Below are 21116 nucleotides of genomic sequence, written 5' to 3'. Positions count from 1 at the left end.
GCCGGCAAGCCTTGGTTTCCGGGGCATTGGGCCGTCATCCACGCACCTGTCAAAACCCGGCGACCCCAAAAGATAATATAGTATCATTGTTGTTGACACAGCCTTTATGACGCTTAGTCTCGGGCACAATGAAAGGCCGGCAGGCGCAAACCTGCGGCAACAAATAGGAGGGGATATGTCTCGTCGAACATGGTTGCTCGCGTCTGCTGCCGCTTGCACAGCTGTCGCCCTGGGGTCTGCCCCGGCGCTCGCGCAGGATGGGGCGGCGCCCCAGGCGCAGGATAACGATGCGCAGGTGCGCGATATCATCATCACCGGTTCGCGCGTGAAGCGCGATGGCTTCCAGGCGCCCACGCCGCTGGTCGTCGTGACCTCGGAGGCAATCGCCGAGCGCGGCGCGGCCAATGTGGGCGACTATCTCAATGAGGTGCCGTCCTTCCGCCCGAGCGTCAGCAACCAGACGAACACCCAGTCGTCCAACCTTTCCGGCGCGACCTTTGCCGATCTGCGCGCGCTGGGGAACATCCGCACGCTGGTGCTGGTCGATGGCCGCCGCCATGTGCCGACTGTGCCGACCGGGCAGGTTGACCTCAACCTGATGCCGACGGTGCTGATCGACCGGATCGACGTCGTCACCGGTGGCGCGTCCGCCGCTTATGGGTCGGATGCCATTTCCGGTGTCGTCAACGTCATCATGAACAATCGCCTGACCGGCCTGAAGGGCGATCTTTCCCTGGGTCTTTCCGAAGAAGGCGATAATTTCGAGCGCCGCGTGGGCCTCGCATTCGGCAGCCCCTTCGCGGACGGGCGCGGGCATTTCACCATCGGCGGCGAATATGTGAAGTCCGATGGAATCGGCAGCTTCGATGATCGCGCCTGGGGCCGTCGCTACGAGGAATCCGTCTCCTTCGCGGCCAACCGTCCGGCCGGCGTGCCTTCCCGCTCATTCGAGAGCGGCGTGCGCTTCGTCAACTCGCTCATCGGCGGCGTCATTCTCGGCAACAATGCCGATACGAACCCGGCCAATGGCGTCGATGCCCTGCGCGGCATCTGGTTCCCGGCGCCCGGTCAGGTCGGCACGTTCACTTATGGCAATGAGAGCGGCGGCTCATCCTACAACATGTCCAGCTCGCAGGGCACGCCGCCCCGTCTCGGACATACGCTGGTGCTGCCGATCGACCGTTATGTCGTGCGTGCGAACCTCAATTATGAGCTGAGCGACTCCGTCGGCATGTTCGTCGAAGGGAGCTATGGCCGGTCCGGGTCCGATTATTCCGGCCCGATGCCGCGTGACACCGCGGTCAGCGGTCCGCGTGCGGTGGTGATCCAGCGGGATAACTATTTCCTGCCGGCGCAGGTCGCGACGATCATGGACGCGAACAATATCACGTCCTTCGTCATGGGTCGGTCCAACCCCGACTTCTCGTCCACCCAGATCGTCAACTTCAACAGCACCTATCGCATCGTCGGCGGGCTGAACGGCAACATCAGCGGGTGGAACTGGGACGCTTACGTCCAATATGGCCAGAACAAGCTGGAATCGCAGATCCGCAACATGCGCATCCAGCAGAACTTCATCTGGGCGCTGGATGCGATCCAGCTTCCCAATGGTCAGATTGTCTGCCGCAACACCGTCGCGCGGGCGCAGGGCTGCCAGCCACTCAACCTGTTCGGCGCCGGCGCGATGTCGCAAGAGGCGATCAACTATGTGAACGGCACGCAGTTCCAGTCGATCACGACCAGCCAGTTCGTGGGCGCCGCCAATATCAGCGGCGAGCCCTTCTCGACCTGGGCGGGGCCGGTCTCGCTCGCGGTCGGCGGTGAATATCGGCGGGACAGCGCCGAAAGCGTCGTGGATTCGCTCGCGGCCGCCGGGGCGTACAACTTCTCGAACCCCAAGCCCTATGAAGGCGCGTTCACGACCAAGGAAGCCTATGCCGAGGTCGTGGTGCCGCTGGCCCGCGATGTGCCCTTCTTCAAGTCGTTCGATCTCAACGGCGCGATCCGGCACACCAATTATGAGGTGTCGGGCGGCGTCACGACGTGGAAGATCGGCGCGACCTGGGATGTGGTCGATGGCGTCCGCCTGCGCACGACGCGCTCGCGGGATATCCGTGCACCCAATGCGGCGGAGCTGTTCTCGGTAACGTCCACCCAGTCGACCCTGCGCAATCCGTTCAACGGTGTGTCGCGGTCATACACGGTGGTCTTCGCGCCCAGCGAGACGCTGGCGCCGGAGAAGGCGAACACCTTCACGGTCGGTGCGGTGTTCACGCCCACCTTCCTGCCCGGCTTCTCGGCCTCGGTCGATTTCTACAATATCAAGATCGACGGGGCGATCGCGAGCTTCCCGGCGCAGCAGATCATCGACAATTGCTATGCCGAGATCCAGGGCGGCACGCCGGGCGCCTTCTGCGCGACCACCTCGCTATCCGGCACCGGCACGAGCACGGAAATCAACTCCGTGACCGTCCAGTTGCTCAACCTTGCCTCGCTGGAAACGCGCGGCGTGGACTTCGAGATGGTCTATCGCTTCAATGCCGGGCCGGGCCGGGTCACGACGCGCCTGTTCGGCACCTATGTCGCTGACCTGATTTCCGACGACGGGCTGGGCGTTGCACCCACCTATAATGCCGCCGGGATCATCCAGACGCGCGGCAGCCGCATCGACCGCGCGGGGCAGTTGGGCGGGTTCACCTCCGGCCTCAACACCGGCGCGACCAGCGTGCCGCATTGGCAGCTCAATGCCAGCCTGGGCTACGAGACGGAGAAGTGGGGCACCACGCTCAACGCGCGCTGGATCGACAAGGGCATTGTGGACGCGACGCTCGTACAGCCGGGCGACCCGGACTATAATGCGGCCTCGCCGATTTCGGTGGGCAATATGAACGTCGCCTCGCGGCTGTATCTGAACTGGACCGGCAACGTCACGCTCATGCAGCGGGGCGACAAGAAGGTGCAGCTCTACGCCGTGGTCAACAATCTGCTGAACAAGGAACCGCCGTTCCCCAGCACGCAGGTGGCCGGCTTCTACGACCGCATCGGCCGCGCCTACAAGGTTGGCGTCCGCTTCGCCTTCTGACCGTTCGGTCCGTGGCCGGGAGCAGCATCCCGGCCATGGTCCGGCTTTTCGATAATGGGGGCCGCGCTCGCGCGCCCTTTTTCATGGCCCCCTCAGCATGAATGGTGATCCTATGTCTGCGACCGATCTTTCCCCCCGGATCAAACCTGTGCGGGGAGCCGATGCGGTCGCCCTGTTCATGCGGCCGCGCTCGATTGCGGTCATCGGCGTGTCGGCCAAGCCCAAGACGGCGGGGCGGACGGTGCTGGCCAATCTCCAGCTCAACGCCTTTGATGGCGATGTCCATGTCGTCGGCCGGGCGGAGGGGGAGATTGACGGCTATCCCGTGACGCAGAGCATCGACGATCTGCCTGAGGGCGTCGATCTGGCGGTGTTCACGCTCCCGGCGGCGGGTGTGAAGGATGCGCTGGAGGCCTGCGTGCGGCGCGGCGTCAAGGCGGTGACGGTCTTTTCCTCGGGCTTTGCCGAGGCGGGTAACCGGGCGGGGCAGGATGAACTGGTCCGCATCGCCTATGAGGGCAATGTCGCGCTGCTCGGGCCGAACTGCCTTGGCTACACCAATCTCGTCAAGGGCTTGCCCATCGGCTTTGCCAATGCCCGCAAGGTCGCCAGGCTGGCACCGGACGATCCCAATCCCGCCATTGCCATGGTCTCGCAGAGCGGCGGGCTGATGGCCTATGCCAGCACCAATCTCGCCGCGCGGCATCTGCCAATGGCCTATACCGTCTCCACCGGAAACGAGGCCGGCATCGGTATCCCAGACTTCATCGATTTCTTCGCGCAGGATGAGGCGACCAAGGTCATCGCGCTCTATCTCGAGGAAGTGCGCGATCCGCAGGCCTTCCTCGCCGCGGCCCGGCGCGCGCAAGCGGCCGGCAAGGCGCTGGTCGCCATTCATCCCGGCCGGGGCGAAAAGGGCAAGGCCGCGATCCAGTCGCACACCGGCGCGCTGGCGGGCGATTATGCCACCATGCAGCTCCATCTCGATCGCGCCGGCGTGGTGCTGGTCGAGACGCTGGAGGAGTGGGTCGATGTGATCGAGCTGCTGGCGCGCTATCCGGTCGCGCCGACCAAAGGCCCCGGCGTGCTCACCTTCTCCGGCGGCTTCTGCGCCATCGCGCATGATTATTTCGAGGCGCTGGATATGGAGATGCCCGCGCTCACTGAGCAGACCCGCAGCGAACTGGCGCCGCAACTCCCCGTCTTCATCCCGCCGCGCAACCCGCTCGATCTCGGCACGCAGGCGATTTTCCAGCCGGAGCTGATCCCGCTCGGCACCAATGCGCTGATGGCTGATGGCAATGTCGGCAGCGTGCTCATTGCCATCAACAGCGGCACGGCCGCTTCGCAGCGCGGCTATGGGCCGATGTTCATCGACAGCCTCAAGGGAAAGGATCGCCCGGCGATCATGGCCTTCCCGGCGCCGGAGATGGATGCCGACTTTGAAGCCTCGGTGCGCGCCAACCGCCTGATCCTCAGCCGCTCCATCGAGCGGTCGATGACGGCGCTGTCCCGCGTCACGCGCCATGGCCGCTCACTGGCGCGCTCGGCGCGCTCGGTCACCCACACGCCCTTTGCCGATCTGCCGACGCTAGGTAGCGGCCCACAGCCCGAATGGCTCGGCAAGCAACTGCTGTCCGCCATGGGCATCCGCGTGCCCGCCGGCGGCCTCGCCACCTCGCTTGAGGAAGCCGAGGCGACCGCCGCCAAGGTCGGCTACCCGCTCGCCATCAAGGCGCAGGCCGGCGCGCTGGCGCACAAGACCGAGGCGGGCGGCGTGATCCTGGGCATCCGTGACGCCGACGAGCTACGCCGCGCCTGGAACGATCTCCACGCCAATGTCGCCCGCGCCCAGCCCGGACTGGTGCTGGATGGCGTGCTGGTCGAGAAAATGGCGCCCATGGGACTGGAACTGATGATCGGCGCCAAGCGCGATGCCAAATGGGGGCCGGTCGTGCTGGTCGGCCTCGGCGGCATCTGGGTCGAGGCGCTGGGCGATGTGCGTCTGCTTCCGGTCGACATGGCGCAGGAGGATATCGTCGTCGAGCTGATGAAGCTGCGCAGCGCCAAGCTGCTCAAGGGCTTCCGGGGATCACCCCCGGTCGATGTGCAGGCGGTCGCCCACACCGCCGCGCTGATCGGCCGCCTGATGGAAACCATGCCGCAGATCGAGGAGATCGACCTCAACCCCGTCTTCGTGCATCCCCAAGGGGAAGGGCTGACGGCCGTCGATGCCCTCATCATCACCGCTGCGGAGGGCAACTGAACCATGAGCGAGACGCTGGCGACCTATGAGCTGGATGGCGAGATCGCCATCGTCGGTATCAACCGCGCAGCCAAGCGCAATGCGGTGAACACGCAAGTGATGGCGAGCCTGCATGCGGCGTTCGAGCGCGCCGCGTCGGAAGCGCGCGTGGGCATCCTCTTTGGCCATGGCGGCAATTTTTCGGCCGGGCTGGATCTGGCGGAAGCCGCCTCGCGCATGAGCGGCGCCAATCCGCCCAAGCCCTGGGAGCGCGGCCGCTGGACGGTCCCGCTCGATCTCGTGGCGCGCGGGCCGATCCCGTGGATCGCCGCGCTGGAGGGCGCCTGCATCGGCGGCGGGCTGGAGATCGCCTCGGCCTGCCAGGTCCGCGTCGCCGACGAGAGCACCTTCTTCGCCCTGCCGGAAGGCAAGCGCGGCATCTTCGTGGGTGGCGGCGGCGCCGTGCGCATTCAGGGCTTGATGGGCTATGCCCGCATGGCCGACATGATGCTCACCGGCCGCGTGCTGAGCGCCGCCGAGGGCGAGCGCGCCAATCTCTGCCAATATGTCGTGCCCAAGGGCGAGGCGATGGCCAAGGCGAAGGAACTGGCGGCCAGCATCGCCAGCAATGCCCCCAACACCAACTGGGCCGTGTGCGCTGCGCTCCCCCGCATCGGCGACATGAGCCACAGCGACGGGCTGTTCTTCGAGGGGCTGATCGGCGGATCGGCCCGCAGCAGCGAGGGCACCGACCGCATCCGCGCCTTTGTCGAGCGCGGCGAGAACAAGGTCGCCGCGCCGCCCTCCGACCCGACGAAAGGCTGAACCATGGCGCTGCGCGATAACGCCATTGTCGGCTATGCGGAGACCAAGATCGTCCTGCGCAGCGAGGTCGATGTCTGGGAGCTGGGCGCCGAGATCCTCGACGGCATTCTGGAGCAGACCGGCTTCGAGAAGGGCGAGATTGACGGGCTGATCCTGTCCTCCTCGTCCACCGGCGCTGGCAACATCTTCTGGTCGCAGACCACGGCCGATCAACTCGCACTGGAGCTGGATTTCTGCCAGACGGTCGACATTGGCGGCTCCTCGCCGGTCGGCGCGGTGGCGCGCGCCGCCGCCGCTATCGATGCCGGGCTCTGCACCACCGTCCTCTGCCTTTTCGCCGATACCGCCGTGGCCGAGAATAACGGCCGCCCGCGCTCCTATGGCGCGGAGTGGACCACGCCTTATGGCTATCTCGGCGCACCCGCTGCCTTCGGCATGTTGAGCCGTTATTATCATGACAAGTTCGGCCTGGACGAGCGCGCTCTCGGGAGGCTGGCGGTGGCCCAGCGCGAGCACGCCCTGCGCAACGACAAGGCCTGCGAGAAGCTGCGCAAGCCGATCACGGTCGATGATTATGTGCAGTCGCGCATGATCAACGATCCCATCCGCCTGCTCGATTGCGTCATGCCCTGCGATGGCGCCAGCGGGGTGCTGGTCACCAGCCGCAAACGCGCCGAGCAGCGCGGCCTCACGCGCTGCGCCGTGCTGCGCGGCTATGGCGAGCGCACCAATCTCGGCGCCGCCTCGGCCATCGTCGATCCCACTGTCACCGGCCACCGCCAGGCGGGTGAGCGGGCCTTTGCGCAGGCCGGCCTCACCCCGCGCGATATGGGCTCCTTCCATCCTTATGATGACTTCATCATTGCGATCATGATGCAGTTGGAAATGCTCGGCTTTTGCGCGCACGGGCAGGGCGCGGCGTTCATCCACGAGACCGATTTCCTCTTCTCCGGCGATCTGCCGCTCAACACCGGCGGCGGCCAGATTTCCGCCGGGCAATGCGGTCTGGCGGGTGGCGGCACCAATCTTGTCGAGGCGGTCCGGCAGCTTTTCGGCGATGGCGGCGCGCGGCAGGTGAAGGACCGCCGCCATGCGCTCGTCACCGGCATCGGCGGCATTCCCTATGGGCGGAACTGGAACACCAGTACCGCCCTCATCCTCACGTCGGAGGGCTGAGGCGCATGGCCGATCTCAACGATCTCCTCGATATCGATCGCCCGTTGCCGCCGGAGCGCAGCTTTTCGCGCCCCTATTGGGAAGCGACGCGCGAGAAGAAGCTGCTCATCCAATATGATCGGGTGGCCGGCGCCTATCAATTCTACCCGCGCCCGACGAGCATCTACACCGGCCGCCGCGACAATCTGGAATGGCGCAAGGTCTCCGGGCGCGGCACGATCTTCAGCTACACCATCGTCCGCCGCGCTCGCCCGCCGTTCCGCGACAAGGAGCCCTATGTCGTCGCCATGGTCACGCTGGAGGAAGGCGTGAATGTGATGAGCAACGTCATCCATTGCAGCGAAGCCGAACTGAAGACCGGGCTGGCGGTGAAGCCCTATTGGCATCCGCTGCCCGATGGTCGCCACCTGCTGCTGTTCGAGCCGGCCTGAGATCTCGCCGCGCGATCCTCTTTTGAATGGCCAGAGCGATGACGCCTGCTTAGGCTAGGCGGCGTAGGCAGAACGTGACGGCAACCGGAAGCCCCCTCGTCATTCCCGCGAACGCGGGAATCCAGCTTGGACCTTGCGTCTCGGCGCAGGCGTGGACCTGGATTCCCGCGATCGCGGGAATGACGAGGGGAGATGGCAGGCCGGTGCATCCGCCGCGCGCAAGGGAGAAGGACGCATCATGAGTTACATCAAGGGCAAGGTCGCGCTGGTCACCGGCGCCAGCTCGGGTCTCGGCGCGGCCATCGCCGCAGAGTTCGCCACAGCCGGGGCCTCGCTCATCGTCGGCGCGCGCCGCAAGGCACCGCTGGATGCCTTCGTGGCGGAGGTTGAAGCGCAGGGCGGGCAGGCGCTCGCCGTGCAGTGCGATGTCTCGCAGGAGGCCGCTGTGCAGGCGATGTTCGCCGCCGGCCTCGCGCGCTTCGGGCGCATCGATATCCTCATCAACAATGCGGGCATTGCCGATCATACCCCGACCGATGAACTGACCTTCGCGCGCTGGTCTGAGGTGATCGACACCAATCTCAACGGCGCTTTCCTGTGCGCGCGGGAGGCGCTGCGGATCATGAAGGGGCAGGGGGCAGGCCGGATGATCCACATCGGCAGCCTGTCCGCGCAAGTGCCTCGCCCGAACACCATTGCCTATGCCGCGAGCAAGTTCGCGCTGGCGGGCATGAACCATTCCCTCGCCCTTGACGGGCGCGATCATGGCGTTGCCTCGTCCATCTTCCACCCTGGCATTGTCGGCACCAATCTGGTGCAGAACATGCAGGAGGGCGATCCGCGCGACCGGATCAGCGCCGATGTCGCGGCGCGCGCGGTGCTGGCCATGGCCGATCTGCCCGATCATGTGAACTTCGTCGATGGCACCATATTGCCGCTCAATATGCCCTTTCTGGGCCGCGGGTGACCGCGCCCGATATTGTTGTTTGAAGCAACGGAGTTGTTGACAGGTCGATAGGATGCATGGGAAGCTGAGCCGATAAAAAAAGCATGAATCGGCAAGGCTGGCTACGGAGAGGACAGGCGATGGCCACGACACCCGCGACAGGCAAATACTATCCCGGCTGGTGGGTGGTGGCTGCCGGATTCATCATCTTCTTCTTCTCCTTTGGCGGCCCGACCTACTCCATGTCGCTCCTCTATAATGAGGTGATCGCGGAGTTCGGCTGGACCCGGGCCGAGGCCACCGGCATCTATGCGTGGAAAGGCCTCACCGGCGCGCTGGTCGCCATTCTCGTCATCGGGCCGGCGGTGCAGCGCTTCGGGTTGAAACCGGTCTTCCTCACCGTGCTCATCATCCAGGCGCTGGGCTTCTTCACCTTCCTCAACGTCAGCTCCATCGCCACTTATTTTCTGGCCGGCTTTTTGATCGGCCTCGGTCAGGGCGCGGTGCTGCTCTGCATCAAGCTGATGGTGGCGCGCTGGTTCATGCGTAATGTCGGCTTTGCCGGGGCGCTGGCGCTGGTCGGGTCGAGTGCCGGCGGCGTGGTCTTTCCCATCGTCATTGCCGCGCTCATTCCCGAGATCGGCTGGCGCATGACCTATGCGCTGATCGGCGTGTCGATCCTCGCCGTCTCGGTGCCGCTCGTCCTGTTCGTCAAGCAGAACCCCACGGAAGAGGATCTGCTGCCGGAGACCGCCAATGCCAAGGGCGTGCTGCCCAGTGCCGAGGTGGCGGCGGCCACGCGCGCGGCGGACATTCCGATGAGCTATGCCGAACTGGTGCGCAAGCCGATGTTCTGGGGCATCATGATCGGCGTGCTGATCATCGCGGGCGTGGATCAGGGCCTGTTCCAGAACATGCAGCTCTATTTCGTGCAGGAAGTCGGTCTGACCCGCGAGACGGCGGCGTGGCTGCTCTCGCTCACCTCGGCCATCGGCTTGGCCTCCAAGTTCATCGCCGGCAAGTTCTTCGATGTCTATTCGGTGAAAGGCATCGCCGCCTGGTATCTGCTCATCGCCGCGATGGTGCTGCTGGCCTTCCAGGTCTCCAGCCTCTCAACCGCGATCATCTTCATCTGCGCGCTGGGTCTCGCCCATGGCGGACTGGTCTGCGAGGGGCCGGTGCTGGCCAAGCATGTCTTCGGCCCACGCAACATGGACAAGGTCCTGCCCATCGTCACCGGCTGCTTCGCGCTTGGCTCGTCCATCGGCCCGGTGACGCTCGCCTATATCTACGATGTGAACGGCCATTATGTCTGGGGCTTCGCGCTGTTCGCCGCCATGGCGTTCTTCGCGGCGTTCCTGCTCACCTTCGTGCGGCCGCTCTATCGGGACCGGCTGCGGGCCGCGACGCAGACCGGCGTGGGTGAGGGGGCGGGGATGGCAACGCCGCCGGCCACCGCCAAGCCCTCCGCCGCGCTATGAGTGCGCCGGATTTGCACAGCCTCCATGCGCAGGCCGATGCGCTGGAGGAGGAGATGAGCGAGGCGCTGGACGCGATCATCATCAAGTCCACGCTCTACCAGTCCGGCGATGTCGATCCGCGCCTGCCGCGCCCGCCCATCGACAATCCGCGCCGGCTCCCGTTCCTGATGGGGCCGGACCCGCGCCTGCCGCCGATGCCGGAGAAGCCGACTTTGGTCGATTTCTTCCGTCATCGCTTCGGTCCGTCCGCCCACGTCCTGCAAAGCGCGAAGCTGGCGCGCGATGCCGGGCATGACGAGAAGATCGTGCTCGCCTGCCTGCTGCATGACATCGCCGTCACCGGCTTCATCCGCGCCGATCATGGCTATTGGGCGGCGCAGTTGATCGAGCCTTATGTCGATCCCGAAGTCAGCTGGGCGGTGCGCGAGCATCAGGTGGTGCGCTTCTACCCCGATGAATCGGTCGGCTATGACTATCCCGAAGCCTATATCCGCTTCTTCGGCGCCGATTACCGGCCCGATCCCCATATCGACCGCGCCTATCAGCGCGCCCGCAACCACAAATGGTATATGAGCGCGCGGCTCGTCACGCTCAATGATTTCTACGCCTTCGACCCCAATGTCGTCGTGGAGATCGAAGAGTTTACGGACATCATCGGCCGCCATTTCCGCCAGCCGGAGGAAGGGCTTGGCTTCGATGACAGCCCCTCCGCGCACATGTGGCGCACCATCATGATGCCGACGCGCTTTCTCTGAACAGCCTTGTCGAAAGCGCCCGCCATCGGTTGCTAACCGCATCGATATTGTTTACTGAGTCTACAATTATTTGCCCGAGCGGCAACAATCTGGGAGCGGAGCGGAATCATGGCGGAGATCGTGCTGGGAATGTGGACATCGCACGGGCCGACCCTCTCGACCACGCCCGAGCAATGGACCCTGCGTGTCGCGGCCGATCTCAAGCGCCAGCATCCCTTCCGCGGCGCCGAATACAGCTTCGATGAACTGGTCACGCTGCGCGCGGGCGAAAATCTCGCCGAGGCCTGTACCCTGCCGGAGCGCGAGCGCCGCTCGGCCGCCTGCCAGAGCGCGATTAGCGACATGGCCGACCGGTTCGCCGCCGCGAAGATCGATGTCGCCGTCATCATGGGCAACGACCAGCGCGAGCTGTTCCTGGAGGATGTGACGCCCGCGATCACCGTCTATCTCGGCGAGACGATTTGGGACCAGCCCGCCACCCCCGAGCAGGCCGCGCGGATGCCGCCGGGCATTCACGAGGCCGAGTGGGGCCACAGCCCGCCCGAGCGCCGGGATTATCCCTGCCAGCCCGAGCTGGGCATGCACGTCTGCAAATCACTGGTGCCGCAGGGCTTCGATCTCGCCGTCTCGAAAAAGCTGCCCGAGCCCGCCGGCCACTGGTCGAGCGGCGCGCCGCACTCGCTCGGCTTCATCTATCGCCAGATCATGCGCGACGCGGTCGTGCCCAACCTGCCGATCCTCATCAACACCTTCTTCCCGCCCAACCAGCCCACCGCCCGCCGCTGCTTCGAGCTGGGGCGCGAGGTCGGCAAGGCGATCCGCAGCTGGAAGCAGGATCTGCGCGTCGCCGTGTTCGGCTCGGGCGGCATGAGCCATTTCGTCATCGACGAGGATTTCGACCGCATGTTCTTCGAGGCATTGCGCACCCGCGATGCCGAAACGCTCTGCGCCATCGAGGACAAGCACCTCCAGTCCGGCACCTCCGAGCTCAAGACCTGGATCGCAGCCGCCGGCGCGCTGTTCGACACCGATCTGGCCGGCGACGTGGTCGGCTATGAGCCCTGCTACCGCTCGGAGGCCGGCACCGGCACCGCCAATGGCTTCGTCGCCTGGCAATAAGCCCACGCGTTTTCAAAGGACGGATGATGACAGCAACAGACCCCCATGTCGCGCGGCTGCGCCAGCTGGATGCCTGCGCGGTGTCGGACACGCTGGACAAGCTGGGCCTCGCCGGCTGCGTGACCGGCCTGCGCTCGGCCTCGCCGGGCCGCCGCATTGCCGGGCGCGTCCACACCGTAAAGCTCAAGGCCGGCAACGCGCCTGCCGATCGCCCGCCGGTGCATCTGGGCGCTGCGGCTATCGACGCCAGCGGACCGGACGATGTGATCGTGGTCGAGCAGCGCACCGGCATCGATGCCGGCTGCTGGGGCGGCATCCTGTCGCGCGGGGCCCAGCATAAGGGCGTCGCCGGGGTGATCTGCGAAGGGCTGGCCCGCGATGTCGATGAGGCCCGCGAGATCGGCTTTCCCGTCTTCTGCCGCGGCTACACCGCCCGCACCGCGCGCAACCGCGTCTATGAGGACGCGACCGACGTGCCCGTGACGGTCGGCGATTTCACCGTCGAACCTGGCTTCTATGTCATCTGCGATTCCAGCGCCGCCGTCTTCATCGCGCCGGCCGACATCGCCCGTGTGCTCGATGCCGCGGAGGAGATCGTCCGCCGCGAAGGCGAGATGACCCGCCGCCTCGCCACGGGCGAGAGCGCCAGCACCGTGCTCGGCGCGAACTACGAATATATGCTCAAGGGCGACCCCCAATGACCGACGACCGCAACGTCACCCGCGCCGCCGCGCTCGACACCGCAACACTCAGCGACGCGCTCGACCGGCTCGGCATCGTCGGCCAGTGCTACCAGATCGCCGGCCGCGATCCGGATTTCCGCATGGCCGGCCGCGCCTACACCATGCTCTGCGGCCCCGCCTCGACCCCGCCCGGCACGGTCGGCGATTATATCGATGATGTCCCCCCCGGCCATGTCGTCGTCATCGACAATGGCGGCCGCGAGGATGCCACCATCTGGGGGGATATCCTGACCGAAATCGCCCACCGACGGGGCCTCGCCGGCACCGTCATCGACGGGATCAGCCGCGATGTCTCGCTCTGCCGCGCGCTCGGTTACCCGGTGTTCAGCAAGGGCCACTGGATGCGCACCGGCAAGGACCGGGTGCAGGTGGAAGTGACCAACTGCCCGGTCAACATCGGCGGCGCGCGCGTGGCGCCGGGCGATATCCTGCGCGGCGACCCCGACGGCGTCATCGTCATCCCGCAGGCGCATGAAGAGGCCGTCCTCGCCGCCGCCGAGGAAATCCACGCCGCCGAAGAGAGCATCCGCGCCGCCTGCCGCACCGGGATGCGCCTCGATGAAGCCCGCGCCCAGTTCAAATATCACAGCCTTCAGACACGTCAGAAATAAGGGGATCACCCGATGATCATCGACTGCCATGGTCACGTCAGCGCTCCGGTGGAGCTTTGGGCCTATAAGGCGAGCCTGCTCGCGCATCGCGGCTCGCACGGGCGCGGCAGCGTCAAGGTGACGGACGAGCAGATCATTGCCGCCGCCCACCACAAGGAGACCTGGCCGGACGGGCACATCGAGCTGCTGCACAATCACGGCACGGACATGCAGCTCATCTCGCCGCGCCCGTTCCAGATGATGAACTCGGCCAAGCCCGCGCGCGTCGTCCACTGGTTCTGCGAGGAGGTGAACACCCTCATCCACCGCCAGTGCACGCTCATCCCGGAGATGTTCATCCCGGTCGCCGGCCTGCCGCAGGTGGCGGGCGAGCCCATCGAGAATGTCTTTGCGGAGATGGACCGCTGCGTCGCCATGGGCTTCAAGGGCTTCCTGCTCAACCCGGACCCCTATGAGAATGGCGCCGAGGAAGCCCCGCCGCTGGGCGACCGCTACTGGTATCCGCTCTACGAGAAGCTGTGCGAGCTGGATCTGCCCGCGCATATCCACGCCACCGGCTCCCAGTCCGAGCGCTCGCCTTATTCGCTGCACTTCATCAATGAAGAGACGATCGCCACCTATAACCTCTGCACCTCATCGGTGTTCGATGATTTTCCGCAGCTCAAGGTGGTGGTGAGCCATGGCGGCGGCGCCATCCCCTACCAGCTCGGCCGCTTCGAATCCCAGTCGCGCCGCACCAAGCACCTCTTCTCGGAGCGCATGGCCAAGCTCTATTTCGATACCGTGCTCTACACCGAGGGCGCCCTGCGCCTGCTCATCGAAACCGTCGGTCCCGAGCGCTGCCTGTTCGGCTCCGAATGCCCCGGCGTCGGCTCCACCATCGATCCCGCCACCGGCAAGCAAATGGACCACATCGCCCCCTTCATCCAGAAATTCGACTTCCTGAGCGACGCCGACAAGAAGCTGATCTTTGAGGACAATGCGCGGAAGGTGTTTAATTTGGAGGTTTGAGGGGGGTAACAATGGCTACTTTGGTCCATGTCACACTTAGCACAACCTCCTGATGTTTTGAGACCAGGTATCGGAGTTGCCGATTGAAACGTTAATGCCGCTATTTCCGCTGTGCACTCAAAGGGCCTTTCCACCAAAGCCGCAGTCGGATTAAGGATGCTCACATATTAAAGTTGAGATAGTGACGCAGGCAGCGGGGGTATATTCTTTGGGCGATCAAAACGTGCAACTCAGGCACTTTCGAGTAGCAGGCCTTTTTGGAGAGTTCGATCACGAAATACCGTTCAATCTCGCTGATCGGGTGACGGCCCTGATCGGCCCTAACGGTTTAGGTAAAACCGTCTGCCTTCGACTAATAAATGCCCTGTTTCGTAGGCAATGGTCGATATTCTCAACGACCCAGTTCGCTGAGGTTGTGTTTACCTTTACCGATGGTAGCCGAGTAGTTGTCGAGCCTACGCCTTCCTCAGAATCGGAGGTGAGCGATGCTCTCGGAATCACTTTCAAAACGCGACGGGAGCACAATACCCAAACCGAAGTTTGGTCGCCTAGGAAGGTGGAAGAGTTACCGGCTCGACTGGTCCGGATTGAACAGCATCTTCCGTTTCTCACTCGGTCGGGCCCGCGATTGTGGACCCACGACTTTACGCGCCAAGTGTATTCTTTGCAGGAAGTAGTGGAGGCGTTCGGGGATCAGTTGCCCGAGCACATAATTAATTCGCTAAGCGCGCCACCGCCCGAGCACCTTTCTGCATTGATATCGCAGATAGATTGTCACCTAATTGAGACGCAACGCCTAGTCGTACTGCAAACTGATGACTATCGCCGCCCCTCGAGCTCCACTCTAGCGATTTCTCGCAAAGCGCAAACGCTTAAAGCTATAGTGGCGAAGGAGTTGGCTGCGTATGCTGCAATCTCCCAATCGCTTGATAGATCATTTCCTCGACGTGTTCTGCAGCAAGGCCAAATAGAGCCGGCTTCGGGACTGACCTCAGCGCTTACTGAGCTGGATAATTTAAGGTACGGGCTGACCGAAGCGGGTATCCTTGATCCTGAAGCCGAAGATGCGTTGCCCCCGATAGAGCAAACGAACAGCGCAATTGCTGCTGTCTTAAGTGTATATGTGGAAGACACGAGGAAGAAGCTCGATGTTTTGGCTAGCCTTCGTGAAAAGATTTTACTTTTCAAAGAGCTTATAGACGGAAGATTTTTTCCAAAGTATGTCGTTGTCGATAAAGATGTCGGATTTATAGTAAATCGTAGTCCAACATTCGATGTGCCTCTTGAGAAGTTATCTTCTGGGGAGCAGCATCAGCTTGTTCTATTTTTTGAGCTTCTGTTTGAGTTGAAGAAGAACTCCCTTATTCTTATAGACGAGCCAGAGCTATCTTTGCACGTTGCATGGCAGAAGCAGTTCATATCTGATCTCAAGAGAATAATTGAACTAAACGAGTTTGATGTGTTACTCGCCACGCATTCCCCTCAGCTAATTGGTGAGTGGGAAGATTTGGTCGTCGAAATTGGGAATGTTGATTGTCAATGAAGTCGATATCGGCGCATCTAAAGCCAAAAGACTTTGCCGCTCAAATTAGAATGGAGCGTCAGAAACATCGCGGAATATTTCTTCTTCTTGAAGGAGCTAACGACGCGAAGCGTTTCAAGAAATTTCTTCATGAGCCGTCTTGCTCTGTCATAAACTGTTTCGGGAAGGCGAATGTCCGAGACACAATAGAGCTTCAGCAGGATGTCGGCAATGACGACTGTATCGGTTTTATTGACGCTGATTTTGATAGAATTGATGGAAAGCACGCCGATAACGAGGATATATTAATATCAAATACGCACGATTTTGACACGGATGTCTGTTATTCTGACGCTATGTTAAGATATCTGGAGGAAATGGGTACTGCAGGCAAGCTGTGCCAAGGTGGAGGTGCGAAGAACTGCGTCGCCGATATAGCTCAATGTCTCAAGCCGCTTTCATGTTTACGCTACGTGAATCAGCGTGATCAACTAGGCTATAAACTCGACCGAGTAGACTTGGAGGTGTTCTTCAATGGCCACATTTTAGATTTAAATGCGATGATTGATCATGTTTCCCAAGGAAGATTTAGCTCGGACGAGTGCAAGACTTCACTGCGTTCTCGTGTGGAACATTTTATGGGAGTTGATTTTGACCTCTGGCAGCTGACAAACGGACACGATCTGATTGCTGCCATTGGAATTGCGTTGCGAGATCGCCTTGGGGAGCGCCGGCCTCCACAAACTTGGCGAAGCGAGGTGGAGCGCCATCTCCGGTTGACGTTTGATGTGTCAGACTTCAGGGAGCTTGGCATGCTTGCGAGAATTCAGGTTTGGGAAACGGCGCGGCCAGGCAAGGTTGTTCTGCGCCCGGGATTGGCATGATGGCTAACAACCTCCACATATCTTATGACTTGATGAAACCGGGTCAAAATTACGATGCAGTTATCGAGAGGGTAAAAGAACTCGGAAACTGGGCTAAAATTGGATACTCGTTTTGGTACGTAAGGTCTGATTACACCGCAGCTCAAGCGAGAGATCATATCGTTCCCGCTCTTGACGCAGGGGATAAGCTCTACATTGTCGATGCTACAAAAAATACCGCTGCGTGGCATGGGTTGCCTCAACAAGTAAGCGATTTTATAAAAGACAAGTGGCCCAAATAACTGATTAGGCATTTTGAGAGTCATTTCGAACCGTTAGATGTCGGCTAGGGGTCAACAAAAAGCCCGGCCAGATCACGCCAGCCGGGCCAGTCTGATGCCGAGAGAGGTCGGCTGATCGCGCGCGCGTCGCCCGCCGCCCTCAGGCGTCGACATAGCCCTTATTGTCCTGGCTGATGCGCATCGCCTCCTGCTGCAGCTTCAGCACATGCGCGGGCTGGCCATATTGGAAGATGAAGCGCTTGAGGTGCATCGCACCGCCGGCTTCGATTTCCTCGGCGGTCATCCCCTCCATCACGGCGTCGCGGTGGATGGCATCACCCAATGATGGGTCGCGTGGCGGCAGCGGGTGCCCGGCTATCAGTCACCCGCTGGCGATCACGCCGCCAATCCTGCGACGCGATCCCGCCCCTCCGCCTTGGCGTGATACAGCGCCTTGTCGGCCCGGACGACGGCAGGCTCGAAGGCTGTTTCCGCCGCCGTCACCTGTGAGAAGCCGATGCTGACACTCCATGATCCCGGTGCGGCGCCAGCGGCGCGGCATCGGTTCATCAGCGCCTCGACGATCAGGCGTTGCCCTTCGCAACTCGCCGGCAGCAGCAGGATGAATTCGTCGCCACCAATGCGTGCGAGAGCGCCGTCTTGTGCCTGTGCGATCCGGCCTGCCTCCTGAGCGATACCGCGCAAGACGGCGTCGCCTGCCTCATGGCCGTGCAGATCGTTGACGGCCTTGAAATGATCGACATCGATCGCGACGACGGCCGCGCCAGGCGCGAGCAGGCGCCGCTTCTGCACCTCCAGGCCCGCCCTGTTCCACACGCCGGTCAGCGGATCACGAAGCGCTGCGGCGCGCAGCGCGTCCTGCGCCTGATCGATTGGCAGAACCAGCAAACCAAGATTGATGATGCCGAGCAACGCCTGATCTGCGAGCAGCGGCAGGCTGCCCAGCGAGTGGTCGCCCGAGAGCACGCCCAGATCGCCCACCAGCGAAATCAGGAATATGGGGATGTAGGCGAGCAGGCCTGCGCCTGCGATCCGCTGCCCGCGCAATGGCCCCGAGATCATGGCTGTCCCATTGATCGCCATGGCTGCGGTCAGGCCAAGAACATCGGCGATCCGCGGGATTTGGGAGTCTGCCGGGAGCCAGCCTTGGGCCAGCAGCCACAGCGGCCCAAGATGGGCGACGCCGATGACCAGCGCCGGCAGCGCCATCCACGGCGCGAGCATGGGCCGGCCCTCGAACCGGCGAACACCCATGACGGAGACCGTGTTGCTGAACGCGAGCATCATCAACAGCGCCGTCGCAGCGCCCATGCCGTGCTCACCCCACAGGGCAAAGCCGATCATCACACCGCCGTAGAGAAGCGCGCTTGCCGACCAGACCAGCAGATAATCATCCGCTTTTCGACCACGCCAAAGCAGCAGAAATACGATGCCGAAGGCGCTCGTATTCACGAGGCTGCAGAGCTGCAGCGTGTCGATGTCCAGCAAATTCATGATTCATCCGATCTTAAAGCTCTCCTGTCCGAGATCGGGTTAACAATGCGTGATGCCTGCGCATTTCATCGCAGCGGACCACCGCGTTTTGAGATCAGCCGTTCAACGGGCGCCAGGGGCGCGGAAGCTGCCGGACGGGGAGGGCGCGGTCTGCATATCGGGCGGACGGAGCGCTCGGCTTACTCCGCTTATCGCCGCCCTGAGCTCCTGCCTGCGCAGGAGCACGGAGGATGAGATCCAAGCTTCACGCTCGCCAATCTCTCTATGTGCTCCTGCGCAGGCAGGAGCCCAGGGCGCAGCGGACGAACCTCGCAGCCATGCGGCATCCCCCCAAACAACAAAAAGCCCGGCCAGATCACGCCAGCCGGGCCAGTCTGATGCCGAGAGAGGTCGGCTGATCGCGCGCGCGTCGTCGGCCGCCCTCAGGCGTCGACATAGCCCTTATTGTCCTGGCTGATGCGCATCGCCTCCTGCTGCAGCTTCAGCACATGCGCGGGCTGGCCATATTGGAAGATGAAGCGCTTGAGGTGCATCGCGCCGCCGGCTTCGATTTCCTCGGCGGTCATGCCTTCCATCACGGCGTCGCGGTGGATGGTCGGCAGGGGGATCGCCTTGTTGATCGCGGGGTCGCGGATGATCGCCTTGGGGTCTTCGCCGCGGCCGATCTTCTCCATGTCGCGCAGGAACTGGCGGCGCATCATGCCGATGCCCTTGTCGCTGAGGCCGAGATTTTCCTGCGTCCGGTCCGAGATGGTGCCCTGGCCGATCCAGGCGACGAAATCCTGGTTCATCACATGGCTGGTGATCCACTCGCCGCGCTCGTCCTTGATCGGGCCGAACCAGACCGGGATGGATTGCTGCACATAGGGCTCGGCATCGCGCGGCACGCGGGTGAAGAACCAGCCGACGCTCATCATCGTCTCATCGTCGATGGGCACGCGGAACTCGAAATGGTCGCCGGTGAACATCGCATTGGGCCACAGGCAGGCGCGGCCGATGGTCCACAGCGGGTTGGTCTCGTCCGTATCCTCGCGGATGCGGTTGTAGGTGAAGCCATACTCATATTCGCGGAAGTCGATCTTGAGGTGCTTGGGGCCATAGGGGCCGGTCTCGCCGCGCAGGCGCTTGCTCCAATTGGCGTGCATCCACTCGAAGTGGATCGGGTCCATCGAGTTTTCCTGCCCCTGCAGCCAGTTGCACGGCAGCTCGGAGATGACGATCTGGCGGAAGCCGTTCTTCCACGAGAAGGGCTCCCAGTCCGGCAGCTCGGGCGCGGGGAGGGGGCCCATATAGGCCCACAGCAGCCCGGCATGGGCGCGGACCGGATAGGCCTTGATCCGCACCTTGTCCTTGTAGCGCCCCTGCGGATTGGCGGTATCCTCGAAGGGCTGCTCGGTGCAGGCGCCCTGCGCGTCGAACATCCAGCCATGATAGCTGCAGCGCAGCCCGTCGGGCTCGACCATGCCGCAGGCCATGTCGGCGCGGCGGTGGGGGCAGTGGCGGTCCATCAGGCCGAACTGGCCGGAGAGATCCTTGTAGAGCACCAGAGTCTCGCCCATGATCCGCACCGGCTTGGTGGCGCGCGTCTCGAACTCGCTTTCGCCGGCGATGGGGTGCCAGTAGCGGCGCAGCAGCTCGCCCATGGGCGTGCCGGGGCCGACGCGGGCCAGCTTTTCATTCTGTTCTGCAGACAGCATGGCGCATCCCTCCTTGGTCATCTGCCGGGAATCCGTGGGGGGCGCCCGCGGACTCATGTCGTCTTTGCCAAATCGTTGTCATAGACAACAAAGTGCGTCAAGCCCGTGTTTGCCGCGCAGGCCTTTTTGTTGTGCGTGGGCAGCGGCATCCCTTATACCGGTCCGTTCGAAACCAAGGGGGACCTGTTCTGTGGCCAGAAAGAAGGCCGGCGCATCGGTGGATCGGCCGAGCTTCCGCAACCTGATGACCTTCCGCCTCCATATGGTGGCGCGCTTTTCCGAAGGGATTTCCGAGGAATATTATCGCCGCCACCTGGGGCTCTCGCTGCCGGAATGCCGCGTGATCGGCATCACCGCCAGCTATGGGTCGGTCTCCTTCAAGCAGGTCGCGGCGGATGCGCATCTGGAGAAGAGCTATGCCAGCCGCGTCGTCTCCTCGCTGGTCGAGCGCGGGATCATCGAGAAGCAGGCCAATCCGTCGGACAGCCGCTCGGTGCTGCTCCAGCTCACCGATCATGGCAAGACCGTGCACGAGCAGACCTATGCCCTCGCGCTGCGCCTCAACGAGGTGCTGCAGATGCCCTTCACCCGCAAGCAAAGCGATGATTTCTTGGCGTTTCTCGGCCAGCTGGATCAGCAGCTCAAGCGCGTGAGCGGGGTGGTGGAGGATGTCGATGCGCTGGGCAAGGTGCCCCGCATCGAGAGCGCCCCCGCGCCGGAGACCCGCAGCGATGGCGCCATGATGCTGGACCGCGCCTTCGCCCAGAAGCTGCACGACATGCTTGGCCGCTACCTCGCCGAAAACCCCTGAGC

Annotated in this window: 19 protein-coding genes; 16 read left to right on the top strand and 3 right to left on the bottom strand. The window is 63.1% G+C overall.

The window, feature by feature from the left end; genetic code table 11:
• Positions 1-175: 175 nt before the first annotated feature.
• The 15 genes from M2334_RS12900 to M2334_RS12830 all read left to right on the top strand — a co-directional run bounded on the left by M2334_RS12900 (position 176) and on the right by M2334_RS12830 (position 17112).
• Complete coding sequence (locus M2334_RS12900; RefSeq protein WP_264605625.1) at positions 176-3082, top strand: TonB-dependent receptor domain-containing protein; 2907 nt, start codon at positions 176-178, stop codon at positions 3080-3082.
• A 112-nt stretch (positions 3083-3194) separates the two neighbouring features.
• Positions 3195-5348: an acetate--CoA ligase family protein gene (locus M2334_RS12895; RefSeq protein WP_264605624.1), complete on the top strand. Its 2154-nt coding sequence runs from the start codon at positions 3195-3197 to the stop codon at positions 5346-5348.
• Positions 5349-5351: 3 nt separating this feature from the next.
• Positions 5352-6152, top strand: a complete 801-nt coding sequence (locus M2334_RS12890) for a crotonase/enoyl-CoA hydratase family protein (protein ID WP_264605623.1) — start codon at positions 5352-5354, stop codon at positions 6150-6152.
• Between the two features lie 3 nt (positions 6153-6155).
• Positions 6156-7328 (top strand): thiolase family protein, encoded by a 1173-nt coding sequence (locus M2334_RS12885; RefSeq protein ID WP_264605622.1) that lies wholly within the window; start codon positions 6156-6158, stop codon positions 7326-7328.
• 5 nt (positions 7329-7333) lie between these two features.
• On the top strand, positions 7334-7759 hold the full coding sequence (locus tag M2334_RS12880; protein ID WP_264605621.1) for a Zn-ribbon domain-containing OB-fold protein: 426 nt from the start codon (positions 7334-7336) through the stop codon (positions 7757-7759).
• A 238-nt stretch (positions 7760-7997) separates the two neighbouring features.
• Entirely contained in the window at positions 7998-8726 is a 729-nt protein-coding gene (locus M2334_RS12875; RefSeq protein ID WP_264605620.1) for an SDR family oxidoreductase, read from the top strand.
• A gap of 119 nt (positions 8727-8845) precedes the next feature.
• Positions 8846-10186 (top strand): MFS transporter, encoded by a 1341-nt coding sequence (locus M2334_RS12870; protein ID WP_264605619.1) that lies wholly within the window; start codon positions 8846-8848, stop codon positions 10184-10186.
• Positions 10183-10941 carry an HD domain-containing protein gene (locus M2334_RS12865; protein WP_264584513.1) on the top strand — a complete coding sequence of 253 codons (759 nt, stop codon included), beginning with the start codon at positions 10183-10185 and terminating at the stop codon, positions 10939-10941. Before M2334_RS12870 ends, M2334_RS12865 begins: the two co-directional genes overlap by 4 nt.
• Positions 10942-11049: 108 nt before the next feature.
• Complete coding sequence (locus M2334_RS12860; RefSeq protein WP_264576343.1) at positions 11050-12060, top strand: protocatechuate 3,4-dioxygenase; 1011 nt, start codon at positions 11050-11052, stop codon at positions 12058-12060.
• A gap of 26 nt (positions 12061-12086) precedes the next feature.
• Positions 12087-12761, top strand: a complete 675-nt coding sequence (locus tag M2334_RS12855) for an RraA family protein (RefSeq protein WP_264605618.1) — start codon at positions 12087-12089, stop codon at positions 12759-12761.
• Complete coding sequence (locus tag M2334_RS12850) at positions 12758-13414, top strand: RraA family protein (protein WP_264569692.1); 657 nt, start codon at positions 12758-12760, stop codon at positions 13412-13414. Before M2334_RS12855 ends, M2334_RS12850 begins: the two co-directional genes overlap by 4 nt.
• A 12-nt stretch (positions 13415-13426) precedes the next feature.
• Complete coding sequence (locus M2334_RS12845) at positions 13427-14425, top strand: amidohydrolase family protein (protein WP_181558959.1); 999 nt, start codon at positions 13427-13429, stop codon at positions 14423-14425.
• 655 nt (positions 14426-15080) lie between these two features.
• Entirely contained in the window at positions 15081-15968 is an 888-nt protein-coding gene (locus M2334_RS12840; RefSeq protein WP_264605617.1) for an AAA family ATPase, read from the top strand.
• Positions 15965-16831 (top strand): DUF4435 domain-containing protein, encoded by an 867-nt coding sequence (locus M2334_RS12835; protein WP_264605616.1) that lies wholly within the window; start codon positions 15965-15967, stop codon positions 16829-16831. Before M2334_RS12840 ends, M2334_RS12835 begins: the two co-directional genes overlap by 4 nt.
• Complete coding sequence (locus M2334_RS12830) at positions 16831-17112, top strand: hypothetical protein (RefSeq protein WP_264605615.1); 282 nt, start codon at positions 16831-16833, stop codon at positions 17110-17112. Before M2334_RS12835 ends, M2334_RS12830 begins: the two co-directional genes overlap by 1 nt.
• Positions 17113-17251: 139 nt before the next feature.
• Here the strand turns inward: M2334_RS12830 and M2334_RS12825 are convergent, their stop codons facing one another.
• The 3 genes from M2334_RS12825 to M2334_RS12815 all read right to left on the bottom strand — a co-directional run bounded on the left by M2334_RS12825 (position 17252) and on the right by M2334_RS12815 (position 20303).
• Positions 17252-17434, bottom strand: a complete 183-nt coding sequence (locus M2334_RS12825; RefSeq protein WP_264605614.1) for a hypothetical protein — start codon at positions 17432-17434, stop codon at positions 17252-17254.
• A 53-nt stretch (positions 17435-17487) separates the two neighbouring features.
• Positions 17488-18606 (bottom strand): sensor domain-containing diguanylate cyclase, encoded by a 1119-nt coding sequence (locus M2334_RS12820; RefSeq protein WP_264605613.1) that lies wholly within the window; start codon positions 18604-18606, stop codon positions 17488-17490.
• Positions 18607-19028: 422 nt separating this feature from the next.
• The gene (locus tag M2334_RS12815) at positions 19029-20303 is read right to left on the bottom strand and encodes an aromatic ring-hydroxylating dioxygenase subunit alpha (protein WP_264605612.1); all 1275 of its coding nucleotides are present in this window, start codon (positions 20301-20303) and stop codon (positions 19029-19031) included.
• A gap of 190 nt (positions 20304-20493) precedes the next feature.
• Between M2334_RS12815 and M2334_RS12810 the strand changes: the two genes are divergently transcribed.
• Positions 20494-21114 (top strand): MarR family winged helix-turn-helix transcriptional regulator, encoded by a 621-nt coding sequence (locus tag M2334_RS12810; protein ID WP_181558965.1) that lies wholly within the window; start codon positions 20494-20496, stop codon positions 21112-21114.
• Positions 21115-21116 lie beyond the last annotated feature (2 nt).

It is taken from the genome of Sphingobium sp. B11D3D (assembly GCF_025961755.1).
Lineage (GTDB): Bacteria > Pseudomonadota > Alphaproteobacteria > Sphingomonadales > Sphingomonadaceae > Sphingobium.
This window is presented reverse-complemented; position numbering and strand designations above follow the sequence as displayed.